The organism is Microlunatus capsulatus (assembly GCF_017876495.1).
In the GTDB taxonomy this organism is placed as follows: Bacteria; Actinomycetota; Actinomycetes; order Propionibacteriales; family Propionibacteriaceae; genus Microlunatus; species Microlunatus capsulatus.
On the sequence record NZ_JAGIOB010000001.1, the window covers coordinates 1,946,397 to 1,970,076 of the forward strand.

Genomic DNA, 23,680 nt, shown 5'->3' on the forward strand with positions numbered 1-23,680 from the left:
GGCGACTCTAGCACGCGATCCGGAGGTTTTCTCTCCGCATCGGGTAGGGTGACCTGATGACCGAGACGGCAGCAGCCGGCCCCCCGCGGGCCCTGCGACGCGACGCCGCGCAGAACCGCGACCGGTTGCTGGCCGCCGCCCGCGAGCTCTTCGCCGACCGGGGCTTCGACGTCACCCTCGACGACATCGCCCACCACGCCGGCGTGGGCGTCGGCACCGCCTACCGCCGGTTCGCGAACAAGGCCGCCCTGCTGGACGCGCTGTTCGTCGAGCAGACCGTCGAGCTGGCCGCCGCCGCCGACGCCGCCCTCGCCGACCCGGATCCCTGGCAGGGGCTGGTGGGCTACCTCGAGCAGTCGCTGGCCCTGCAGCTGCGCGACAAGGGTCTCGCCCAGATCGTCAGCGGCGACCGGATCAGCGCCGAGCAGCACGACTGGAACCGCGAGGTGATGGCGCCCAAGAACCGGGCCCTCGTCGCCCGCGGCCGCGAGGCGGGGGTGCTGCGCGACGACGTCACCGGCACCGACCTCACGTTCCTGCAGGTCGGCCTCAACGCCGTCATGACGCGGTCACGCGACGCGCACCCCGACCTGTACCGCCGCTACCTCCACCTGGTGCTCGACGGCCTGCGCGCGCAGCCCGGGCGCCCGACGCCACTGCCGGTCGCCGCCCTGACCAGCGACCAGACGCACGCCGTCATGGCCCCCACCACTACTCGCAAGCCGGCGCGGGGTGACGACGCCGGACGGTGAGGGCGGCTACGACGTGTCGACGCCGGCCTGCAGACGCAGTCCCGCCAGCAGCAGGTCGAGCCCGGAGCGGAACACCTCGAGGTCGTCGTGGACGGCGAACTCGTCGGCGATCTGGTGGGCGAACGGGTAGACCTCCGGGTCGAGGGCGCGCCAGCGGTCGGCGTACATCGCGAGGAACTCCGACGGCGCCAGCCCGCTCTCCAGGAACTCCGGCGGCGGCGGCTGCGCGAGGTCGACCGCGACCCCGACGACGTAGCTGATGATCGACGAGACCGCGTGGAAGCGCTGCTTGGGCGTCAGGTCCAACTGCATGACCTGCTGGCCGACCCGGTCGAACATCGCCATCGAGTTCGGCTGCAGCCCGTTGTTGCGAAGCATGAACTGGCCGAACCACGGCCGGCGGACGAACTCGTCGAACAGGGCCAGGGCGAGGGCGCGCACGTTGGCGACCGGGTCGGGTCCGTGCGCGAGCGGCTCGGTGTCGGCCAGCACCCGCCCCATCACCTCTTCGGTCACCCGCTCGAGCAGCTCGTCGCGGCTCCCGACGTACCAGTAGATGCTCGCCACGCCGCCGCCCAGGCGGGCGGCGAGCGCGCGGAAGGTCAGCGCCGGCTCCCCCGACTCGTCGAGGATCGCGATGGCCTCGCCGAGCACCGCCTCCAGCGAGTGCGACGCCCGCCGCCGACCGCTCGGGCGAGCAGGGGCGCGACCGGGGCGCTCGGTCTGCGGAGATCGGTCTGCCGTCATGGGTTGCATGTTACCGAACAGCGTTCTATCGTCTGGAACGCCGTTCGATAGTCGAACGACGTTCGATCTTCGAGAGGTCGCCGATGAGCACCGCCACCGTCCTGCTCCGTCCAGCCCCCACCTACACCTCGTTGCGCGCCGCGGCCGTCCCGCTGGCCGCGCTCTGCCTGGCCTTCTTCGTCGAGATGGTCGACAACACCCTGCTCTCGGTCGCCCTGCCCACGATCGCCCGAGCGCTCGGCAGCGGCACCACGGGGCTGCAGTGGGTGACGGGTGCGTACTCCCTCACCTTCGGCGGGCTGCTGCTGACCGCCGGCTCGGCGGCCGATCGGTTCGGGCGGCGGCGCGTGCTGCTCACCGGCCTCGCGGTCTTCGGCCTGGTCAGCGGGGCCGTCGTCCTGGTGACCGGGATCGGCCAGCTCATCGTCCTGCGCGCGGCCCTCGGGTGCGCCGCGGCCGCGATGGCGCCCGTCACGATGTCGCTCATCTTCCGGCTCTTCGACGACGAGAAGCTCCGCATGCGCTCGATCAGCGTGGTGATGGTCGTCGGCATGTCCGGCTTCGTCCTCGGCCCCCTGCTGGGCGGGACGGTCCTGGCGCACGCCAGCTGGCAGTGGCTGCTCGTCGTCAACGCACCGATCGCGCTGATCGCCTGGATCGGCGTGCGCGCCGGCGTGCCGGCCGACCGCCGCGAGGACCTGACCAGCGAGCGCCTCGACCTACCCGGCACCGCTCTGACCGTCGCCGCGATCGGGCTCGGCTGCTACACCCTGACCAGCGGGGTGCAGCACGGCTGGCTCGCACCGGTCACGCTGGCCTGCGCCGTCGGTGCCGTGGCCGCCGTCGGGGGCTTCGTCCTCCGCGAGCGGCAGGCCGCCTCCCCGATGATCGACCTCGCGATCTTCCGCACCGGACCCGCCCGGGGCGCGGCGATCACCCAGCTCGGCGCCTCCGTGACGATGGCCAGCGTCATGTTCGGCCTGATCCTGCACTTCCAGTACGCCTACGGGTGGAGCCCCGTCCGCGCCGGCCTCGCGAACCTGCCTCTGATCCTCACGATGCTCCTGGCGACGCCGGTCGCCGAGCAGCTGGCGACCCGTCTCGGTCACCGCCGGGCCTGCCTCGTCGGGACCGGGCTCCTGGTGGGCTCGCTGGTCGGGATGGCGTGGGCGGTCGAGCACGGCTATCTCGCGATCGCCGCCATGATGGTCGTGCTGACGACCGGGCTGCGGACGATCATGACCATCTGCGCCGTCGCCCTCGTCGAGGCGATGCCGAGGAACCGCACCTCGATCGGCGCCGCCCTCAACGACACCTCGCAGGAGGTCGGCACCAGCCTCGGCACCGCCGTCGTCGGCACCCTGATCGCCGCCCTGGTCACCACCACGCTGCCGGACGGCGCGTGGAGCCCCGACCTCGTCCAGGCCTACTTCGCCGGTGAACGGGTCACCTACCTCGCCGTCGCCGTCCTGGTCGCCGTGATCGCGACCGTCGGCTCGCTCTCACTGACCGACTCCCGCACGGCGGAGGAGGTTCGGACGACCAACGAGGAGCAGGTCGCCATCGGCGCGCAGCCTCAGCGCTGACCAGGCCCTCTTCTTGTAGGCCCCGTGGGACTCGAACCCACAACCCGCGGAATTGGTCAGGGCCATTTGATACTACCTGTCGATAGCTCCCAATGAGTTGCATAACCCCTAGCGGGAGCCGTAAATCGCGCTCGACTCGCCTCCAGACCTGTGAACTACAACTAAAATTATGGACTTTTCCTTGTGAGTAATCTGTGGTTCTTGGGGTTATTCTAGGGGAATGGGACGACCGAGTTTGGACCTTGGCACAGCGGGTGCTGTCCGGGTCTACAAGACCCCGCAGGGCTACCGGGCAATTACCGCAGTACCGCGACTGGGACGGCAAGGCCCGACAGATCGAGCGCCACGCAGCCACCAAGGGCGCAGCCACCCGGACCCTCGCGCCCGCGATCCGCGACCGCGCCACCGCATCGAGGGGGCCCGGCCTCACTGCGGAGACCAAGGTCTCCAAGCTCGCCCAGATCTGGTTCGACCAGGCTCGCGAGAGCGACTTCAGTCCGGGCATGCACCACCTCTACCGTGACCGCCTCGACCGGCAGATCCTGCCCGCGATGGCCGACCTCCGCGTACGCGAGCTCACCACCGGTCTTGTCGACCGCCACCTCGCCGCCGTCCGGCGAAAGCACGGACCGGCCCTGGCCAAGACCACGAAGACCGTGCTGTCCAACATGTGCCGCCTCGCGTGCCGACACGACGCCCTGGCCCACAACCCTTGCCGCGACGTCGCCCGCATCTCCGCCAAGCCCCGCAAGCGGCCCACCGCCCTCACCGTCGAGGAGGTCAGACGGCTGGCCCTCTGGTTGTCACAGGACCCACGCTCGGTGACCCGGGACCTCCCCCGACCTGGTGTCCTTCCTTCTCGCGACCGGACTGCGGATCGGCGAGGCCCTGGCCGTGCGCTGGTCCGACATCGATCTCGAGGCCGGCACAGTCGACATACACGGAACCGTCCTTCGGCTCCGGTAGGGCGGGCTCATCATCAAGCCATCAACGAAGTCCGCGGCCGGCCAGCGGATCGTGGAGCTGACCTCGTGGGCGATCGCGATGTTCCGCCGACGGCATCAGGCAGCAAAGCCGTCGACCGACGCCGAAACCTTCGTCGCGTTCCCAGCACCCGTCGCCGGCGGGCTCCGGGATCCGGACAACACGCTACAGATGATGCGGGAATCCTTCAGGGCCGCCGGGTTCGACGGTCTCACCAGCCACCAGTTCCGCAAGACTGTTGGCACCCTGATGGATGGTGCCGGACTGTCGGCTCGAGCCGCCGCCGACCAGCTCGGGCACTCGAAGACGTCACTGACGGCCGACGTCTACATGGGGCGCAAGAAGCGGGCCACCGGGGCGGCTGCAGTCCTGGAGAAGCTCTTAGAGGGCCCACGCGCCGAGTTAGCGAAACTTCCCAGTAGTAGAAGGGTCGGCACGAGACCTGCGGCACACGGGCAGTCTTGACGCCAGGACGCCCACGGCGTGATCATGCCGCGGAGTCCTCAGTGGCCCTTTGATGACTCGGTCAGCTCCGCCACCCCTTGGCGCACGCCCGATTCCTTCGAGCTCCCCCGCTACGGCTTCTCATTGCACCGATCTCCAGAGCCGGACGTCGCCACATCGACAGGAATGGCGCGTTACGGGAACCGCGCGCGAGGTAGCGGCGTGGCCGAGCATGACCCTGAGGAGCAATTGCGGGGTCGAACGACTCGAGTTCTCCGCGGGAGGGTTAGTTAGTTGGCCACTCACAGCGTCGCGGGTTCCACCAGAGGCTTCCGTAGGTAGACATACCAGCCGGCGGCTGCGGCGGGTTCGTCGCTAAAGATCACCTTGTTGACGTTGCCGCGTGTGTTGGCCACTACCCGCCAGGGCGCGTCGACGCCGTTGGTTCTCGCGTGCTCGAGGTAGGCGGCTACAGCGCTGCGCTTGGTGTCCACGTTGAGGACAGCCGTTTTGTCGCCGAGGTCGATGGCGATGGCGATGGCTGGGCGGCCACCGAAGAGGCCGACGTCTCCGACGGTTGCAGCGTCACTCTCGTCGTACCAGCGGCGCAGTGCTTCTGTGAGCTGCTCTTTGCCCACTACTCTAAGGACGCGCGGCAGGTGGCCTGAAGCATCGACTTCAAGTCGGCCGTCGCTCGTTCCCGGCTCAAGGTCGCGCACCACGACGGGCGCGGCGAGGGGCGCGATGGCTGCGGCCAAACGCTCCTTGAACTCGTTCGACACCCCCCGCCCCGCCTGGAGGTTGGTCGACCAGCCAACATATCTGAGGCTGTCATCACCTTGACTCTGCAGGAGGGTGCAGGTGCCGAGGCCGAGCGGGAGCCTGCCGATCTCTTGCCAGCGCACGATTCCTATCCGCTGCAACTGGTCGACTACGGCCCTGCCGTTAGCGAGGATCAGGCGGACGTTCGACCTGGCAAGCAGCAGTTCGAGGTGGGGGCGGCCCTCCCGGAGCAGAGCTTCCTTGTCTGCCCTGTTCGCCAACTTGCCCCAGACGGGATCGGTCGCCCACTGCACCAGGTCCAGATGGCATGCGGTCCCGTCCCCGTAGCCACCACCGATCGCAGCAGCCAGAAGCTTGTCGAGCGGACCGAACCACTTGTGGTAGTGATTTCGGTCGTGGTCAAAGTAGCGGTTGCAGTCCTCGACGGCCTGGCGTGCCTGTTCCTGGGTCAGCTCCTGCCCGGGAGCCGCTCCAAGAGAGTCGAGCGTGGCGAGCCGCCGCTTCGACCCTCGGAGCCAACCGCCGTCGTCGAACTCGCGTCGACTCGGGTTGATCCCGATGGTCGCTACCTCCGCGGTCAGCGGGTCACCGAACGAGATCACGGGCGTGGAGCCCTGCACGAACGTGTCGACGGACGGCGGCGTTCGCTTGGCCATGTCGACCTGCCACTGCTCGATGCGCATCAGGCGGTCCACCTGATGCTTGTGCCGGAGCGTCGCCCGACCCACGGTTCATTCCCCATCATGTGAAGCATCTCTACCTCGTTCTAAGTGTGTGGCGGCACAAAGGCCTGATTCCAGAAGAACACCCGCCAGCTGGTGTGGCGTTCGCCCAGCCGGGCGGCCGTGGCCGCCCCCGTCAGGGCTCCGCGTCCCTCAGCAGTTGAGGTAGGTGACGGGGTTGGCGGCGCCTCTGGTGAACAGGTGGGAGACGTCGCGGCCGATGAGGTGCTGGAGCTCGGGGGCGGGTGCGCCATCGAATCCCCACTTGGGCTTGCCCGGAAGGTCGTCCTGCCAGTCACGGTCGCCTTCTTGTCGTGGCCCCCAACTGTGGATCTGGTAGACGCCTCGGACGGTGCCGCGGGCGACGGCGATGGCGTACTCGCACTGCTCCCGTTTCGGCCCGATCACCCACCATCCGCGGACGGTGTCGTAAACCTCGTCCGCGTCCATGCCGGGGCGCCACTTCTTGCCGATCCGCAGAACGACGGCTGGACGGTCAGTCAGGTCAGTCATGGGTGCCTCCCACGGAGTAGGGGGGAATCGGGTGCGGCTGTGGTCGCAGGCTAGGGAGCGGCACGCTCAGGACGCAAGAAGACGGTGCTTCAGCAGTACGCCTGCTCCGTGCAGGAGCCAGTCGAGGAAGTCGTCGTTGCACAACGCCCAGGGCGACCGGCGCAGGCGGATCAACCGAACCGCGTCCTGCGGGTCGTGGCCGTCGAGCATGAGGACCAGGGCGGTCACCACGCCGCAGCGATTGAGCCTGGCTTGGCAGCGGATCAGGACCCGGTCGCCGGTGTACCAGCGTTGCCAGGCCCACTCCGCGGCACGGACGACCCGATCCAGGTCGACGCGGGTGAGGTTGCCGTCGCCGAAGCCGTAGCGCAGCTCCTCCACCTCCCAGTCCACCGGCTGCGCCCAGGCGTAGAGGGTGACCACCGCGTCGTACGGTCTCGGCTCGCCGGGCCGGTACCGCCGCAGCGCGGGAACGGAGATGACGGCGTCGTCGGCGGTGTCGCCCATGAACAGCCGCGGCAGGATCTCCTAAAACGACCCACTGCGGCAGCTCGTCGGCCTCGACCCAGCGCGGGGCCGCCAGACCGGCAGGCATCGAAGGGCCGTTCACGCGGAGGGCCGGGTGCGGCCGCGGGTGCGGGACTTGTAGGAGGCGTCGGCCGAGCTCAGCTTGGCGGCGTGGGCCAGGTCACCGGAAGCGGCCTGCTGCTGCAGCTCCGTCAGCACCGCGAGCTCGTCCTGCAGCTCCGCGGCCATTGCCGCTGGTGCGGCGGCGCAGGCGTCCTGTAGCGCCGACCGGGCGGCGCGCAGCGACCGGCGCGCCGACTTGGAGTCCCCGGCGGACAGGGCGGTGGACGCCTCCCGCTTCGCCCGCTGCGCCTGCTGGAACGCCAGCTCGGTCCGCACCACCGGGTCCGGGATGCGGCCGGCGGCCTGGTCACCGGGTATTACGTTGACGTGCAACGGCACGGTCACCGTGTGCTGCTCGAGGGCGGGCAGCGCCACGTAGGTGAACTCCAGGGTGGCAATCTCGGCCAGCCCCAGCGCGGGGATTCCCGGGACGTCGAAGGTGAGAACCAGTTTGCGGGACTCCCCGGAGTAGAAGGAGCCGAGCTCGACCAGCACCCCTTCCGGCACCGCCACCGACGGCAGCTCGTTGACCACGCGCACACCGCGGACGTGCGGCGACGTGCGCACCAGCAGGGCCCCGGCCTGCGCGGCCAGCGACAGCAGACCGTCAACCTCGCCGGCGACGAGCGTGACCGCGTCGTCGGCGTTCCGAGCGAAGTGCTCGTTGCCCGCTCCCCCGGCCGCGACCGCCGACAGCAGCCGCTCGTCGAACCCCAACCCCAACCCCAGCGTGGTCGTGGTGATCCCGTCCGCGTGGGCCTTCCGGGCGACGTCGCCGAGCTGAGTCGGATCGCACACCCCCGCGTTGGCGTGACCGTCACTGACCAGCAGCAACGTCGCACCGTTGCGGCCCGCGACCCGGCGCGCCTCCTGCAAACCGCGGAAGTACCCAGCCGCCAAGTCGGTGGAACCGCCATCGTCGATGGCTGCGATTGCCTGCTTCACCACCAGCTTGTCGGTCAGCGGCCCGGCCGGCACCACCACCTGAACCTGGTCATCGAAGGCCACCAGGCCGAACCGGTCCCGCGGGTCCAGCCGGTCGACCAGCGCCAGCAGCCCCGTCTTCGCGGCCTCGATCCGGTCACCGGCCATCGATCCGCTGCGGTCCAGGACCACCACCAAGGTGGCTGGAGACCGGGTGACATCGGTGGGCAGCTGGGGTGCGGTGAGCTCTACCAGCACCGAGACGTGGTCCTCGGTCTCGTGCGCGAGAACGTCCAGATCAAGATGTGTGTTCAGATGCATCGGTTTAGTCCCTTCCTCGTCGGAGAGCTTTCTGCCGCTCCGTGCTACGCTCAGAGCATAACGCCAGCAGCATAATGCCACAAGCAAAAGGAGAGAGATGGTGTCCTCAGCACCAAGGAGCGGCAAGACCGGTAGCACGGTCCTGGCCCAGCTCATCCGGAACCGCCGCCAACAGCTCGGAATGAGCCGCCAGGACCTGGCTGACGTCACCGGCGTCCCGTACTCGACCGTCGCGCAGATCGAGACCGCCTACCGCGGCCTCTCCCCCGGCCGCCTTGGCGTCATCGCCCGCGCCCTCCAACTCGACCCCGCCGACCTGTACGACGTCCTCGCCAGCGAACCCTCACCGACCTCTACCAGAGCCGAGGGAACCCGGCCGAGCCAAGCAGCCGGCAGAGACGACGACTCCTGGTACACCAACCCGGCTTACCTGGCAGCCACCAGAGCACCTGAAGCTGCAGCCCCGTCCGGCCCCCCTGCAGTCCCGGCCCTGCCAGAATCTGACATCGTCAGCCGCGCGGTCGAATTGCTGTCACAGCTACCTGCCGGGCGACGGCTCGAGGCACTCGGGAAGGTCCAAGCTCGGCTGCTGTCAGACCTCGTTCAACACGAAGCGCAGCGGATCACGCATCCGGACTACCAGTAGGAATCGTCAAGGACGGTACAGCCGGATGAGCAGCTGGGGCGGCCGATCACTGGCCGTCATGGCCGTGGCGGGATGGCGCCCGTACGACGGTGAGATGTCACCCACTATCAGCCGGTGCGGACCCCCCGCGATCGGGCGAGCCGTCCGAGTCGGCGGACGCTCTAGGCGAGGATGTAGCGCATGCCTGGCCACCTTTTCGTCCTCCGCGGCGACCTCACCCGCCTCGCCTGCGACGCAGTCGTCCTCTCCTGCGATGACCGCCTCAACATCAACCCGGTCTGGAAGCCCCTGCTGCCGGAGGGCCTCGCGCCCGGCGATCTGGATTGGCTGCGCCTCGACAACGACCGCATTGGCGACAATGTCATCCGACTTCCCCAGGTTGACAAACGCCGCATCTACGCAACCATCACGACGCCCACCAACTCAGACGCCACCCCAGGGACGGTGGCGCAGCGGATCGTTGACGGCATCCAAACTGCAGCGAGCGGCCTCCAGGCTCAAGACGGTCGGCACCTGCCGCTCATCGCCGTACCGCTCGTTGGTACCGGCACCGGCGGCCTGCGGGAGAGGCGTGGCGAGGTAATCGAGGCGCTGCTCCCCGCGCTCCGGAGAGCCGCCCAGGGCTTCGACATTGCGCTCGTGCTCTGGAATCGACCTGATCTCGCAGCAGTTCAGCACCGCCGCACCGACGGCGCCGACTGGACCGAACTCTCCCCACCTCTGAGGCTAGCCGCCGATCGCCTGGGTGAGCGGGCGGCACATGGGCAGCTGTCACTGTTCATCGGGGCGGGGGTATCCAGGCCGGTTGGTCTACCGGACTGGTGGAGCTTGCTCAAGGACCTGGCGCGTGAAGCCAACCTGGCGGTGGACTGGGCCGCGTCGGCCGACCCGGTGGAGGTCGCCACTCCGATTGTCGCCGAGCTCGGCGACCGCTTCCACGACGCGATTCGCGAACGGCTCGGAAGTTCCAAGCATGGGATCGGGCATGGTTTGCTAGCCGGACTCGCGGTCCGACAAATGGTGACCACCAACTTCGACCCGTGCATGGAGCTCGCCCTGGACGCCGAGTCCAGCGGCAAGTATCGGGTGCTCACCCGCCACATCTCGGACGCCAGCATGCCGTGGTTGCTGAAGCTCCACGGCGATATCAACCGGCCTGGGTCCCTCGTCCTCGATGGCGCGCAGTACCAGACACATGCCGAGGAGTACGCAGCTCTGCACGGCGTCGTGCAGAGCCTCCTGCTGACTAGCCACCTCCTGTTCGTCGGCTTCAGCATGACGGACCGAAACTTCCTAAAGATGGCCGCTGCAGTCGCCCGGGTACGGCGCGACGCCGTGGTCGAGGACGGGTCACCCCTCCCACCGGCCGGGACCGCGCTCGCCCTCACTCAGCGCGACAGGCAGAACAACGACCTGAACTCCGAACTGGAGCTCCTCAACATGACCGACGAGGCCGATCCTGGGGCGGCCGCACGCATCCTGGAGATCTTCTTGGATCGGCTCGCCTGGACAGCCGCGAGGAATCGCAACCTATCCGCGGAGTACCTCCTGGACGAGAGGTACGCCACCGGGCTGAACGCGGACGACCGCGCACTGCGTGCCGCGCTGCAAGCGTTCGAGGCTGGAGCCACAATGTCCGCGCGGCAGAGTGCTGGATGGGCGCGGGTCGAGGAAACATTGCTAGCTCTTGGCGGCACAGGTACCGCCACGTCTGGTCCCCATCCCGGCACGACCCGAGACCAGCACTAATCGACAGCTGCGCCGCTCTATCGCTGAAGGAAGTGAGCAGACACCGACCCTTTCGGCAAGAACCGAGGACCGTCAGCGGTGCTCGGTGAGGAGCGCTGACTGCGGCCAGGCGGTGGGCCCGTCGACCGGATGGTGGCTTACGCGGCTCTTCACAGATCAAGGTGTAGTGGTGGCCAGCGCATCGTTTGGCGAGGTTGGAGTTGAGGTCTTCCCATGATGCCAGTCCTCACACAACCCACCAGGAAGACCTCGACGTGGTTGACGCTACCTTTGCTTGTCCTGACCTGACCACCTTCTGCCGGCTGGACGAGATCGGCTTGGAGGCTGCCGCGCAACGACTGGAGCCCCGCCCGGGCGGTGCTGGCTTGCCGAGTGGCGACGTTTGAAGAGTGGTGCCGCAGGTGCGGATGACAGGGCAGAGCGCCAGACACCGTAATGCGCCGGCTTGCGCACGCGCCATTCGACCTGGACTGGCTGAGCCGGGGTACGGGCAACTGCGCCGAGCAACCTGTCACAGGGCTAATCATCCCTCATATAGGTGCGTCGCGCCTGGGGATGGTCAGGAGTTGCCACATAGGCCGCGCCAACGTTCAATTTCTCGATCTCGACACTTAGGTCCAGTCCGCTTCGCCCGCGCAGGTACCCGGAAACGGCGCGGGAGGCGGGGTGGTTGGTCCGGAAGACGATCTTAGTGCCGGCGTTGCCCAGGACGTCCTTGTGGAAGTCGTCGGCGCTCTGGCTGGCCACGATGACGCTGATCCCGTACTTTCGGCCCTCTTTCATGAGTTTCGGTAGCGTCACGTCACGTGCCATCCGATGTGCCTCGTCGAGTACGACTGCCAGCTTCAGCGTGTGGTCCTGCGGCCAGTTGAACATCTCACGGTAGATCTTGCGTAAGATGAAGGAGGCCGCGAAAAGCTGCACTTCTTCAAGCCCTAGCTGGCTCAAGTCCACGACGACGCCACCGCGATAAGCGTTGAGGAGGTCGAACGCCGTATCCGCATCGTCGCGGAAAAGGCCAAAGTCGGTCATCGGCCGAAGCCTCTGCCGCGCGTTGCGGCCGCGAGCGTTGGCCTCGGCGATCTCCACCGCATCGCCAAATTCGCTGATGACCGGAACGCTGTCCCCCCGATTGACGCCCTGCCACCCGCGAGCCGAGTACATCGCTTGAAGAGCGTCGTAAACATGGTTGCGCTGAATCTCACCGAGCTTGGTGACGTACGCGACGATCTCTGATATTTCCCAGGCGGTCGTGTTGATAGGTCGCCCCACACGGACATCCGCCTCGAAAGGACTGAAGGGCAAGCCCTCAGCGGCGTTCAGCACCGTGGAGCCGGACGGCGGATCCGCGGCCATGTCACCATGGAAGTCAAATACTAGCGACGGCAGGCCTTGGTCGGCGAAGCTTCGAATGATGTGCCGGGTCGTCACCGACTTGCCCTGTCCCGGGATACCGATGATGAATGCGTGAGGGCTGCCCTGGGTGCTGACGCGCCACAGCACGTCAGAGGAGCTCGCATCAACACCCAGGACGGTCTCGACCTCGCGGGGATTCTTCGGATCGATCGGCTTTCCCGTCCCTGGACCTTCACCTCCTTCGGAACCCGAGGGCGCAGGCGTCGCAGCCGGGAGCTCGTTCCTCGGGGCGCTCGTCCACCGCGCTCTTCGGCGCGAGTCCGGGCTAGCGCCGTCCGAGTCCGAACCGGCGGACTGCTCGCCCTCCGTCGGCGACCTTGGATCATCCTTGGCTGCAGCTTGACTCTCGAGTTTCCAAAGGGGATCGGGCTGCTGCGTCGCATGCGCGGGCGCGGGCTGGGGTTCCGGGCGGGATGCGGGCGTCGGCGAGGCCGGATTCCCGGCGCGCCGCTGAGCCGGGAGCCCGGGTGACATCGGCGCGTCGGGTTCGGAGCGCGCGGAGGGCATCGGCAGCACGGTGGTGAAGCCGAGGTTGCCCAAGTCGTTGGCCGTTAAGACGTTTAGGGGGACCTCCCCGTACTTCTTCTTAAAACCCTCACCGCCGGCCAGACTGATGACGTACCCGCGCAGGGAGATCTCCGGGACCACCTGGCCCTCGATTACCCGATCGATGTGACGGTGAACCTCGGCAGCCCTTTCCTCCGCGATAAGGCCATGTCGGGCAGATCGGTCGGCGTAGTAATGAAGGATGCTCGCCAACCGCGCGAGCTGCAGCTTGACGTCGATGCGAGGAGGATCGTTGGCGAAAAATCGCGATTGCAGCACACGCTTGGTGTCCTGCAACTGGTCGACGATGTGGTCGGCAAGCATCTGCGGCAGGCGCGCCTCCTTGCGGGACTTCACCTCGATGCATTCGATCTTGAAGGATCGCTGACTGACGCGCACGAGCAACAGGTCACACCGATGCCCTGCTCCCTCATCGCGCGCCGCGACGCCGAAGATCTCCGGGTGGGCGTCGACAGGCACCACGATCAGCCCCTCCAGGTCCCCCCGTTCGCGAAGGTGGGCGATCACTGCTGCCAGAGCGACCGCCTCGCGGGCATGGTTTGTGTTCTCGAGTAACCGCAGCGCCAGCCGCCCGGAGACAACGGCTAGCGTCGACAGCACCCCGCCCACGCTGTCCTGAACCTCGGCGAGGCCGAGATCGCGCATCGCCTCCTCCAGGAGGAGTTCCACCTCGCGACGGTTCGCCGTAGTCACGGTGAGGCGCTCACCAATGCCCTCGACGAAGTCCGGCGCGTAGTCGAGGATGTACGACTTGCCAATCGCCCCGGTGGCGCCCGACTCGAACAGGTCGACGCCGATGAACCGGTCGATGCCGATCACCCAGTCCGACCGGCCATGGGCAGCGCCGATGCGGGCCTGGTGCTCGCCATCCAGCACCACTCTCACGGCTGGGACAGTGCCGTCCGGTCCTGAGGCAAGGCGTGCCACTGCTCGTTGATGAGTTCGGTGCACGACTGGTAGTTCGCCGTCGCTGCCCCCGGCCGCGGGGCCGGTCGCCGGGACACTCTCCCAAACGAGGTCGCCGGCCGCACTGAACGATCGAGTCACAATAGGCACGAGGAGGTCCTCGAACGCCGGCCGGCGCTCGGGGTCCGCGCCGAACTCAACTTTAGGGGCGCCGATGTCCTGAATGACGGTCAGGTGGGCGTCCTGCAGATCCGTCTTGAGTTGGTCTACAGGCCGCACGGACAGAGACAGCGGCGGCGTCAGGTGGGTGGTCTTGCGGGCGAGTTCGCGCCGCCGCAGGGATTGCTGCAGGCCTGAGAGAGCGGCAACGGGGTGGGTGTAGGACGGGCTGTCAGAGTAGGCCAAGATCTCCAACCGCCGCGGGTCCTCCTCGTCCTCCTCCTCGCTAACCTGTACGGGTTCGCGAAGAGCGCCAGCGAGCAGCTCACCGGAACCTGGGTTCACCGCGAGCACCCGCAGCGTGCCGCCGGGGTTGTGCGCGGCCTCGTAAGCCTGGATCCGCTCCGCCACCATCTGCGACGACGCGCGCATGGTGGAACCGGCCCGCTGAAGCTCGAGCACCGAGGCCACGGACTCGGCAGCCGCTTCGCTGTCGACGTTGCTAGGGACCAAGTAAAGGCCGGAGCCGAAAGTCAGCTCTTCGGTATACACCGCGAGCGCGCCGTCAACCGGAACGGTGAACGGCAGGTTGGCGGGTACGACCTGCGTCACGAGGCCGGCGTCGACCATGTGCGCGCGCGCGCCGCGCGGTGTCAGCTCGGTCAGCTGGTGGGCCCAGTCCCGCAGGACGCGGTCATGAGTCGCCGCCCACACCGCACGCAGCGGGTGCGTTGGGAGGACGACGACCGCACGAATGACCGTGTTGCTACGCAGGACATCGATTGAGACGGTGTCCATACGCAGCAGGTCGTCAAGTTGTTGGCCGGGGAGTTCCAGCGCGCGCTTGTAGGTCGCGCCGTACGCCACGGCGAGGTCGCGCAGCACATCATCCCAGGCGGCCGACTCGACCGTGTCGCGGTGCGGCGTCCCCGCCAGAGCGGACAGGAACTCAGCGCGCGCTCGCCGGAGCGCGGTGGGGAGCGGCAGTTCGACCTGTTGAACCCGGTCAAGGTCGAGCGGGGTGCCGTGGGATCCGCTAGCGCGTAAGTGGACAGGCCGATCGGGCCGGGCAGTAGCCGCTCGCTGCCAGCTGATCAGCGGGGCACAGATCCGGACTTGGACCGCGCGCTTGTTGCCCAACCGCAGGGAGAAGACCTGCCCGTCCAGGTCCCAGGAGACCAGATCCTCGGATAGGTCATCGAGACCGTCGAGAGCGGCGCGGACCACGGCCTCGGGGACACTCGCGGCTGCGGTCCGTCGGGTCTTCGTCTCACCCACCTGAGCGCCGACGATCTGGAACTCCTGGCTGTCCGCGGCCGCGAGCTCGCCTGAGGTGAGGTTGACTGACTCCCCGTGCTCCCCGATCGCACGGACGCTCACTACGAAGCGGGTGCCGTCGGTCAGGGAGTCCTCATCGAGGGCAACCTTCACAGTGCCCTGGCGGCGAGCGCCAGCGATCACGGTCAAGGCGAGTGGCTCGGTGTCATCGGTGCGCAGATCGTTCGGTGGCACCACGGACAACTCCCACGAGGCGACTACGGCCACGTTGGCGGGTGCCGTCCTCCACTTGACTGTGACCGACCCGACGCCACCCTCGGGGACCTCTAGGACCAACTGGCCGTCAGCTCCCTGCTTGAGCTTGCTCCATTTCTCGACCGTGCCGGCCGCCCTCGTGAAGGGGACGACCTCGAGCTCGTCGATGTCCTCGGCGATGTCTTCAGCTAGGACCCACTTGTCGAAGGTGAGCTCGGGGAAGTGCTCGGCAATTGCTTGAGTCCAAAGACGCGGGTTGGCAAGCTGAGCTCCGCGCTGCTCGCAGAACCGGCGCAGAGGGCCCCGCCACGGCCCATCCTGAAGTCCCGCGACGGTGAACCGCTCGTCCATCGCAGCCGAGGGACGAGTCGGGCGGCTGATCGCCTGCACCGCCAGCCGGTTCCGCTCGACGCGGTCGCCCGGGTGTTCGGCGTGGTCGGGCACCAGCCCGACCATCCACAGGTGCCGCCCGAAAGTGGCCTCACTGGGCTCGACGCAGAGCTGGGCCAAGAATTCCGTCCAGGCCTCTTGACGCTGAGCACGGAGCCAGCGGCGGTTACGGGTAGCCAGCTCGCGGACGCCCTGGTCGCCGATGCGGTTAAGCAGCAGTCGCTCGACATGGTGGTAAGCGGCCAGGACAGGGATGCGTCGGAAGGAGTTATCGAGGGAGCTGGCGGCGTGGCCCTCTCCTGCTGGCACCACCAGGACGCACGGTTGTCGCTTGCGATTACGGATCTCGATCGCACGCTCTGCGGCGATGTCCAGGTTCCCTTGAGGCCTGGCCCGGAGCACGTGAATGGCGGCCGCCGGCAGCTTCTGAGAGAGGGCAGATGCAAGGTCGGGCGCTAGCGCCGTGTTCACATCGTCGACGCGCACGCAGTGTCCCGCCTCGGCCTGGTCGAGTATCGAAGCGATGTACTCAGCGAGGGTGGACGTGAGCACCCCATTGGCGGACGCCGTCACTTGACCGACTCCCTGGGTCGGGTCACGAACTGGGCATTGAAGTCGTCGGAGAGTCCTTCGAAACAGCCAAGCAGCTTCATGCGCTGGGTAAAGGCGGACAAATTCGCCGCCGCGCCGACACGGGCGTCGGCGGAGTCGAGGTCCGCCGGGGGTGAGGCGATGAGGATGCCGAAGCGTCGCTCAAGTCGGGCCAGAACCTCTCGGATGGGCAGTCTGGTCGTCGTTCGCTGTCCGCTAGCGTCGACGAAGATGATGCATAGGAGCGCGACCAGCGCCTCGTCGGACAGCGAGTAGCGCCAGCTTCCGCGGGAACGCAGGTCGCCCTTGAGGACCCCGTACGGCTTCTTGATACCTCCGGTGGAGTGGAACCACTTGACCTGGTTTTCCAGACCGCGCCTGCGGAGCCCCTCGACAAGGATCGCGGTGAGTTGATCGGCGGCGGTGAGGCCCCCGGACGCCCTCACCTCTGCGATGTAAGCGCGGCCCTCGTCCTCCGGCGCGAGCGCGGCCTCGACCGCGCTGACCTGCATTTGTAGGGCCATCTGCATCATGCCGTCGTCCCTCAAGGCGGCAAGCGCGGCGAGCCGGGACGCCGCAGTCTCACCCAGATCCGGCTTGGTCGGTAGTAGCACGACGGCTTCTTGTAGCGAGCGAAGCAGCAGTCGGTCGCCGAAGAACGTGCGCATTACCTCGAGGTCACGCTGGACTGACATGCGGGATAACTCGTCGGAAGGGTGACCGCGCAGGCGCACGAAATCGAAGTACTGCGCACAGGGGTTTTCGGATGCAGGCAGCTCGGCCCCGCTGGCGAGCAGGGACCGCACGGCGTGCGCAGTAACCAGAGGTAGCTGAAACAGGCGCAGGCTCAGCAGGGTTGAGAGGTGCATATACGCCTCGGCAACCGGCAGCTTCGGGCCGTAAAACGTGAGGAATTCGAGGAGGTCCCGGCTCAGGGGATCGACGGCGAGAGGTACGGGCGGGTCGAGCGGCTCAAGGTCCCGGTTATGCGCCTCGTTGCCCTCAAACTGCTCGATGAACCGGAGGGCGAGAAGAGTGTCGATGTCCACCTCGGACCCGTCGTAGGTCGGATTCGTCGACGGAAACGGCCCTAGCTCGACGCCTCGGCCGAAGGTGCGCAGGAATAGGCCCTGGATCACGGCGGACTCGTTGTCGTCCCCACGAGCCTTGAGGGTACGCGCCATTGCCTTGTAGGCGAGGGCGTCCGCCCGACGGTTGCGGGACTGGCTCCGCGGTAGTCCGCTGCGATAGGCCGCAATGGTAAGTGGGCGGAGGTAGCCCATCTGAACAATGTCGCGTCGCAGCCCTGCCGTCTCCTGAACCAAGACGGAGGCGCGAATCCACCCGTCGAGGACTTCGAGCCCCCGGTCGCTTTCAACCCCGATGAGGTGCGGGGACCGCTGCAACTTCGCGAGGTAGCCGTCATAGTCCTTCGTGTCCACCCGCGAACCGGACACTCGGCCCCGCTTGACGGCCCGCTCGAGGATCTTGGTCATCATCCGGTCGATGTCGGTGTCGTTGAGTTCGACGTTGATGACGTTCTCGGTTACAAGCGAGTTCTGCGTAAGTCCCTTGGGGATCGCGAAGGTCACGAGCGCTCGCCTCGGTCGACCGCGAACGCGATCTCGACGCCTCGCCTGGTCGCTGTGGTCACGGAGCCCGACGAGTCCACTATGTGTGCAGCTTTTGCTGGGTGGCGGCTCAACTGTCCGACGAAGGCATCGATTTCCTGGCGGATAGCGTCGGACGCAGAATCATCGACAAGCTCGCCGTCGGCGGCGCGCAGGATCATCTCGGCCGTATCGAGATTGAGCCTCAGCGTGTGCGCACCGGATTTGTGGCGCAGCTCGAGTAGGTCTGCCATCGTCTCCACGTAGGGATGAGTTGGGTCGGCGACATGCACGGTGAAGGCCTCGCTCTCGATCGCGTGGAGGATCGCCCAGCTGGAGTCGCCGGCACCGACACCAAAGGCCAGCCCGGAGGAGCGGTAGCCCGGCGCCCCGAGGAGCCTGCTGATGCCGAGCAGGAGACGATCACGCGTGGCGATCGCATCCCCCCCGTTGAGCATCCCGGTGAACTCGGTCAAGTGGCGGTACACCCTGACATCGCTGCGCGTGATGTCGTCGTCGACGTGGTGGCCGAAGTAAACCGAGCGGGCGGCGCTCTCCGTGCTGCGCAGGAACGCCATCCCCTCGGCCGTGTTGGACTGCCGCCGCGCACGGTCCACGCTCGGACTCGAGACGAGCGCGGGATCGAGGTCGCTCCACTCGTCGATTAGGTAGTCGTTGCTGTCCGTCGCGAAGGCCAGGTCATGTGCAAGGGCGTCAGACATCAGGCTGGCGTTCCTTCCCTCCAGGATCAGCTGGTGGACGTCGACGCAGTCACGATCGCCGGTGACGACCCAGGCGGCCGCGGACCGGACGTCGCGGAAAGTTGCCCGGCGCCGGCGCCGCAGGTGGCTGACTAGCATTAGCTCACTGAAGCCACCCGCGCCCGGCCCATTCATGCTCTCCCGGTTGGCGAGAATCGGGCAAGCTGTCCGCGCTGCGCAGGAAGAGCAGACGCCCCAGAGCTCGGGTCGGAGCAGTGAGGCGAGCGCTTGATCGGCCAGACCGGACTCGTCCGTCGACGCGAGCGAGCGGCGTTTGAGGTCAACGAGCACCACCCGCGATTTACCCGGGCCCTTCCCCGCGATCTGGTCCTGGATCTCAAACCACCAGTCCTCGTAGCGCTCACTGTTGTCTTCGAAAAACTGGTGCAAGCGCCCGTCATTGACCGCGATGAGCGCCGTGGCCGGCCCTGCTGTCCCGTTGCGGACTGGCTCGAGCGCCTGCTTGACAAGCTCGTCAGAGGTCAGCAAGCCGTGTGCCTCGCTGGCATCGAAAACCGCGTGGAAGGTGCGATCAGCCAGCTTTAGGCTCCATCCCGCCTCGTCCTCGTGAAGCGTCTCCGCGCCACGCTCTCTCAGCCTCTGGCCGAGCTGCACTAGCAGTGACGTCTTTCCGTCGCCCGGGTTGCCACTGAGGAGGACCACATCGAGGTCGCCGTCTTCCACTCTCGGAAGCAGGTTCTGATCAAGGCGCGTGGGGACGTACGTCGCGAGGGCAAACGCGTCGTCGAGCCCGCGATTGCCAGCGTTGCCGATCGAGCTCGCGCGGTACAAGCGCCTGATCTTCGCGACGTAGGGGTTCACGCGAAACTCGTCCTCGCCGTCACGTGGCGTGTCGGGCTCCGGGGTGATGCGTGTGCTCCGCACGAGCTCAAGGAGGGCTGCTGCCGACGGTGGACGCTCGACCGGGGCCGGTCTGGCCGCCGCCAGGAAGCTGTCCAGGAGCCGCGAACCCCCTGGCCCCCAGGCCTCCTTCTCCGCGTCGGTCGGGGGAACCAGCTCGAAGCTGCCGGACGCCATTGAGCTGATCTGGCGCCCCAGCATGGCGTAGGCCATGGTCGCGGCGAAGCCGAACAGGTCGCTGGCCACAGTTGCGGGCTGCCCTGCGCTGAGCTCAGGCGCCGCGAACCGGGGCGTTTGACCTGCCGGCCGCTGGCCGGCACGTACCGTCAGCCCGAAGTCAATCAGCTTCGCGCTGCTGCCGTCCGGGGCTGCAATCACATTCGAGGGCGTGACGTCGCCGTGCACCCGGTCGTGGCTGTGGATGTAATCCAAAGCCTTGAGAACGCAGACGGCGATTTCAAGCAGCTGCTCAACCGAAAAGGCTTGCCCCTCCTCAGCGAGGCTCTCGCCGTCGACATACTCCGAGACAAGGTAGTGGGGCGTCTCGTTGACGTGAATGTCGTGGACGCTTCCGCAGTAGTCATAATGCAGCCCGTGTGCCGACTGAAACTCGGTGCGCACGTTGTCCGGCAGGTCTTGGTGGAACTGCTTAAGCACCATCGGCAGCTCGCGCTGCCGGTCGTAAACCCTCCACGACGTCGCAAACCCTCCGCGCCCGAGCTTGCGGACGATCTCGTAGCGGTCTGCGATGAGTCCGCCCACCTCGAACACCCCCAAGGGGGTGGGTACCGGTTCCGCCACTGGCGCGGCCGGCAACAGCTTGTCAGCCAGTTCTCCGGCGTGAGGTCGGTCCTGAGAGGCGCCGGACAAGGCTCGAAGCATTGGCTGCACCCACGGATACGCGGTGATTAAACGCTCGCCGATCTCCTCCCGCGTTTGCTCTATGATGTCCCTGCCAAGCAGCCAGTAGCCGAGGCACAGCGCCAGACTGAAAACGTCCGACGCTCGGTTGGCTAGCGCCAGACTGCTCGCGCATTCGGGGGCCCGGTAGTCCTCGCTGATGTCGCCGTCATCAGCCCAGAGTGCGATCGACTCGTCACCCTCCACTCGAGCGAGGTTGAGATCGCTAAACATGACTCGACGCTTCTGGTGCAGCCAGACCCGTTTGGGGTGGAGCGCCCGGTGCACAAGTCCGGCGTCGTGAATGTCTTGGAGCGCGCGAAAGGCGTCGATGGTGACTGCGCGTGCGATCTGGTCGTCCAGTCGCCCACCCGGGCGTTGCGGAACCTCCTCCTGCACGGAAGCATGCAGCGTCGTACCGCCCCTAGGGGGCACAACCGGCACGACGAAGAGGCTGCCGGAATCATCCTTGAAGGGCGGGAACGCACGCCAAGTCCGGCCGAGGTCCGCAACCCGGTTAACGGCAACGTACTCGCGCCGGAGGAACTCTCCGGGATCACCGTGAGCGCCGAACGCGGCCGAGGGATAGCACTTCAGCACCAGCCGCTCGCCGGTCGAGTCCGTCGCGGACCACGCCTGTTCCTGTCCAGCGCTGGCTAGTCGAGACTCCAGGGTGTAGCCACCAAGGGTCGGCTTGCCGTAGGGCTTGGGCAGGTCGTCTAGATAGGTGATCACTGGGCGACGGGCGACGCCCAGACCCGACCCAGGGAACTGCTCGTCGAGGGCCACGAGCGCGTCCGCGGCCTCCGTGAGCGCCCAGATGTGCTCCCGCTCATCGTGATTGCGCCCACGTAGGATCTGCAGCCTCGGATGGCTCAGGATCACCGCTGGTACAACGCGGCGGGCGGAACCCAGGTTCTTGTAGCCGTCGGCTCGCTGCTTGAGGGTGCCGGCCACGATCCGGGCCACCTGACCCACGCGGTTGAGCGGATTCGGTCTGGCGTCCGAGCCGACATACCAGTTGTTGTCATCGACGACGACTGTGGGTCCCCAGGCCTTCTCCTCGATGACAAAGACAAGAGACTTGCCGACCACCACGAGGTCGGCATCGTCACGGTTCGGGCCCGGCAACTTACGGCCGGCGAAGATGACCCAGTCGCTCGGAAGAGTTGCAGCGAGGTGCTCCGCCGTCCGCTGCTCACCGGGCCCGACGTATTCGCCCTTCACTCGTAGATCAGCCATCAATGCACCTCGGGGTAGTCGTCCGGCCAGACCCACGGCTGGACCAAACTGTCTGGCAGCGAACGAATCCGGTCGAGATAGACGTTCTCGCGTGAGTAGGTGAGGACAAGCTGGTCTTTGGCCCGCGTCGATCCGACGTAGCCGCACCGACCCTCGCGACCGGCGCGATCGCTCCCGTCGGGATCTGCGAGGTGTTCCATGCCAACGAGGAAGACGACGTCAAACTCGTAGCCCTTGGACGAGTGCACGGTCATTACCTTGACCGACGACTCCGACAAGTCGAATTCCTCGGCGTGGTTCGGGTACACCGCCCTGACCGGGATCCCTGCCTTCTTGAGGGGGTACATGACCTTGCCAATGTCCCACTTGCGTGTCACGAGCACCGCGATGTCCTGCGGATGGCGCTCCTCCTCGGCAAGCAGCAGCTCGATGTCCCGAGCTACGGCTGCTCCGAGCTCCGACACGTTCTCGGCCCACACGAGGTCCACGGGCCGACCCTCGGCAGCGTCCGCCCTGCCATCCACGTTCATGGACTGGTCCAGCGCAGAGGTCACCTCGAGGATCTGCCTCGTCGACCGATAGGGCCGATGCAGCGCGGCCTCCTCCACATTGTGCCCAGCGAGAGCGATGTAGCTATGAGCGTCGCGGTAGAGCGCCTGCTTAGGGTCACCCGCGACGGTCAGCCCACCCCGCCCAGGCCGAACAGTCGCAAGGACCAGGCGGGTCCATGGGTCCATGAAATCTTGCCATTCGTCGACTAGGACTGCGTCATACACCGGCTTCACGTGCGCCAACGCCTGCGCCACGTTCTGCTCAGCCCACTCCTCATTGTCTAGGGAGACGCGGACTCTGAGCCGACTGGTCAGCTGCCCGAATGTGCAGACGGTGATGTTGGCGTGGCCCCAGACCAACGCCTCGAGGTAGGGGACGAGCAGGCGGTTGTAGCAGAGCAGCACGATGCGCCAATTAGGATCCTGGGCCGCTAGCCACTTGGCCCGGGCGGCCAGGACCAGGGTCTTGCCGCTGCCCGGGGGGCCCGTGATGTGCAAGACGTCGTCCACATGCCTGCAGGCGATGTCGCTCTGGGCTGCGTCCAACACCAGCCGCTCCACGGCCCGCGCCGCCGCGCCCTCGTCTGACATTGGATGCCGCCGCGGAACGTCAACGCTCAAACGAGGCGCAAGATAGGCCGCCACCGCCTTGACGGCCCCGTCATCCATGCCGTTGGGCGAGAGCTGTCTGACGAACACACCCGCAGCCGCGTCCTCTGGGGTTGAGATTACATCGCTCGAGGCGCCAGCGTCAGGGGCCACAATGATTCGTTGGGCGCGGACCCGCGCGACTTGCGGAACGTCGTTGCGCAACCTCGCGAGCTTTCGGTTGAGCTCGACCAGGGCGCCATCCTCGTGATCGACGAGGTCGAGCACCAAGAGTCCCAAACCACCACCCGCGGCGACCACGGTCGGCAGATCTTCGGACTTCGGCCAGAAGACATCGAAGCCGGCTTCGGTCAGGTGCGTCGTGAGCGCGCCTTCGAGTTCCGACGCCCCAGCATTGGGCATGGCCTGCTCCTCCAAACCGTCTCTGAGCACTCAGTCCAACGATGAGCAAAGATCCTTCGCGGGAGATCTTGCCATCAGGCGGGCAGGCGCGCGTGCCTTGTATACATTCCGGTGGACTTTCTCGCACCTCAGCGGGCCGTCGACGGACCTCAGGGAGATCGCTCCCCAGGCCCCCGTTGCGGCAGGGGGAGCAGCAGGCCAGCTCGTGACCCGGCGCGATGTCGGCCAGCAAGGGGCCGGGCGTCAGGCAGTCGTCGCGGGCGAATCGCGAGCGCGGGGAAGCCGCACCTGGCGCCCGACCCGATGCGCCTCGGCGGGAAGTCGGACGACGGCGCCCGTCGTGACAGGAAGGTCCGGCCCAGCGTCCGCAGGGCTCTAGAG

General features: G+C 67.1%; 15 protein-coding genes and 2 pseudogenes. 8 read left to right on the plus strand and 9 right to left on the minus strand.

Annotated features, from left to right (window positions below; all coding sequences use genetic code 11):
• Positions 1–56 precede the first annotated feature (56 nt).
• Complete coding sequence (locus JOF54_RS08965) at positions 57–752, plus strand: TetR/AcrR family transcriptional regulator (RefSeq protein ID WP_210054880.1); 696 nt, start codon at positions 57–59, stop codon at positions 750–752.
• A gap of 6 nt (positions 753–758) precedes the next feature.
• Here the strand turns inward: JOF54_RS08965 and JOF54_RS08970 are convergent, their stop codons facing one another.
• Complete coding sequence (locus JOF54_RS08970) at positions 759–1,499, minus strand: TetR/AcrR family transcriptional regulator (RefSeq protein WP_245358028.1); 741 nt, start codon at positions 1,497–1,499, stop codon at positions 759–761.
• A gap of 83 nt (positions 1,500–1,582) precedes the next feature.
• Between JOF54_RS08970 and JOF54_RS08975 the strand changes: the two genes are divergently transcribed.
• From JOF54_RS08975 to JOF54_RS08990, 4 genes and pseudogenes are all read left to right on the plus strand, one after another.
• On the plus strand, positions 1,583–3,085 hold the full coding sequence (locus tag JOF54_RS08975; RefSeq protein WP_210054884.1) for an MFS transporter: 1,503 nt from the start codon (positions 1,583–1,585) through the stop codon (positions 3,083–3,085).
• Positions 3,086–3,588: 503 nt separating this feature from the next.
• A pseudogene (locus tag JOF54_RS22130) lies at positions 3,589–3,750 on the plus strand (hypothetical protein); the annotation flags it as partial.
• A gap of 181 nt (positions 3,751–3,931) precedes the next feature.
• Complete coding sequence (locus JOF54_RS22135; protein ID WP_210054889.1) at positions 3,932–4,051, plus strand: tyrosine-type recombinase/integrase; 120 nt, start codon at positions 3,932–3,934, stop codon at positions 4,049–4,051.
• A 51-nt stretch (positions 4,052–4,102) separates the two neighbouring features.
• Positions 4,103–4,534, plus strand: coding sequence for a tyrosine-type recombinase/integrase (locus JOF54_RS08990; protein WP_210054891.1), 432 nt, complete (start codon positions 4,103–4,105; stop codon positions 4,532–4,534).
• 281 nt (positions 4,535–4,815) lie between these two features.
• Here JOF54_RS08990 and JOF54_RS08995 read toward each other — a convergent pair whose 3' ends face one another.
• From JOF54_RS08995 to JOF54_RS09010, 4 genes are all read right to left on the minus strand, one after another.
• Positions 4,816–5,991 carry a hypothetical protein gene (locus JOF54_RS08995; RefSeq protein WP_210054893.1) on the minus strand — a complete coding sequence of 392 codons (1,176 nt, stop codon included), beginning with the start codon at positions 5,989–5,991 and terminating at the stop codon, positions 4,816–4,818.
• Positions 5,992–6,171: 180 nt separating this feature from the next.
• Positions 6,172–6,531, minus strand: a complete 360-nt coding sequence (locus JOF54_RS09000; RefSeq protein ID WP_210054894.1) for a hypothetical protein — start codon at positions 6,529–6,531, stop codon at positions 6,172–6,174.
• A gap of 66 nt (positions 6,532–6,597) precedes the next feature.
• Positions 6,598–7,038 (minus strand): protein-tyrosine phosphatase family protein, encoded by a 441-nt coding sequence (locus JOF54_RS09005; RefSeq protein WP_210054896.1) that lies wholly within the window; start codon positions 7,036–7,038, stop codon positions 6,598–6,600.
• 99 nt (positions 7,039–7,137) lie between these two features.
• Positions 7,138–8,406 carry a vWA domain-containing protein gene (locus tag JOF54_RS09010; RefSeq protein ID WP_210054898.1) on the minus strand — a complete coding sequence of 423 codons (1,269 nt, stop codon included), beginning with the start codon at positions 8,404–8,406 and terminating at the stop codon, positions 7,138–7,140.
• Positions 8,407–8,503: 97 nt separating this feature from the next.
• Here JOF54_RS09010 and JOF54_RS09015 point away from each other — a divergent pair, with 97 nt between their 5' ends.
• The 3 genes and pseudogenes from JOF54_RS09015 to JOF54_RS21880 form a co-directional block, all read left to right on the plus strand.
• On the plus strand, positions 8,504–9,052 hold the full coding sequence (locus tag JOF54_RS09015) for a helix-turn-helix domain-containing protein (RefSeq protein WP_281073357.1): 549 nt from the start codon (positions 8,504–8,506) through the stop codon (positions 9,050–9,052).
• Between the two features lie 180 nt (positions 9,053–9,232).
• Entirely contained in the window at positions 9,233–10,801 is a 1,569-nt protein-coding gene (locus JOF54_RS09020; RefSeq protein WP_210054903.1) for an SIR2 family protein, read from the plus strand.
• 254 nt (positions 10,802–11,055) lie between these two features.
• Positions 11,056–11,209, plus strand: a pseudogene (locus JOF54_RS21880) (ISL3 family transposase); the annotation flags it as partial.
• 111 nt (positions 11,210–11,320) lie between these two features.
• Here JOF54_RS21880 and JOF54_RS21885 read toward each other — a convergent pair.
• Genes JOF54_RS21885 through JOF54_RS09045 form a run of 4 tightly spaced genes read right to left on the minus strand, consistent with a single transcriptional unit; the run spans position 11,321 to position 23,299 of the window.
• Complete coding sequence (locus JOF54_RS21885; RefSeq protein ID WP_210054905.1) at positions 11,321–16,345, minus strand: helicase HerA domain-containing protein; 5,025 nt, start codon at positions 16,343–16,345, stop codon at positions 11,321–11,323.
• The gene (locus tag JOF54_RS09035; RefSeq protein WP_210054907.1) at positions 16,342–17,955 is read right to left on the minus strand and encodes a methylation-associated defense system protein MAD7 family protein; all 1,614 of its coding nucleotides are present in this window, start codon (positions 17,953–17,955) and stop codon (positions 16,342–16,344) included. Before JOF54_RS09035 ends, JOF54_RS21885 begins: the two co-directional genes overlap by 4 nt.
• Positions 17,952–21,737 carry a protein kinase domain-containing protein gene (locus JOF54_RS09040; RefSeq protein ID WP_210054909.1) on the minus strand — a complete coding sequence of 1,262 codons (3,786 nt, stop codon included), beginning with the start codon at positions 21,735–21,737 and terminating at the stop codon, positions 17,952–17,954. Before JOF54_RS09040 ends, JOF54_RS09035 begins: the two co-directional genes overlap by 4 nt.
• A complete protein-coding gene (locus JOF54_RS09045; protein WP_210054911.1) occupies positions 21,737–23,299 on the minus strand; it encodes a 3'-5' exonuclease in 1,563 nt (520 codons plus the stop codon). Before JOF54_RS09045 ends, JOF54_RS09040 begins: the two co-directional genes overlap by 1 nt.
• Positions 23,300–23,680: the final 381 nt, after the last annotated feature.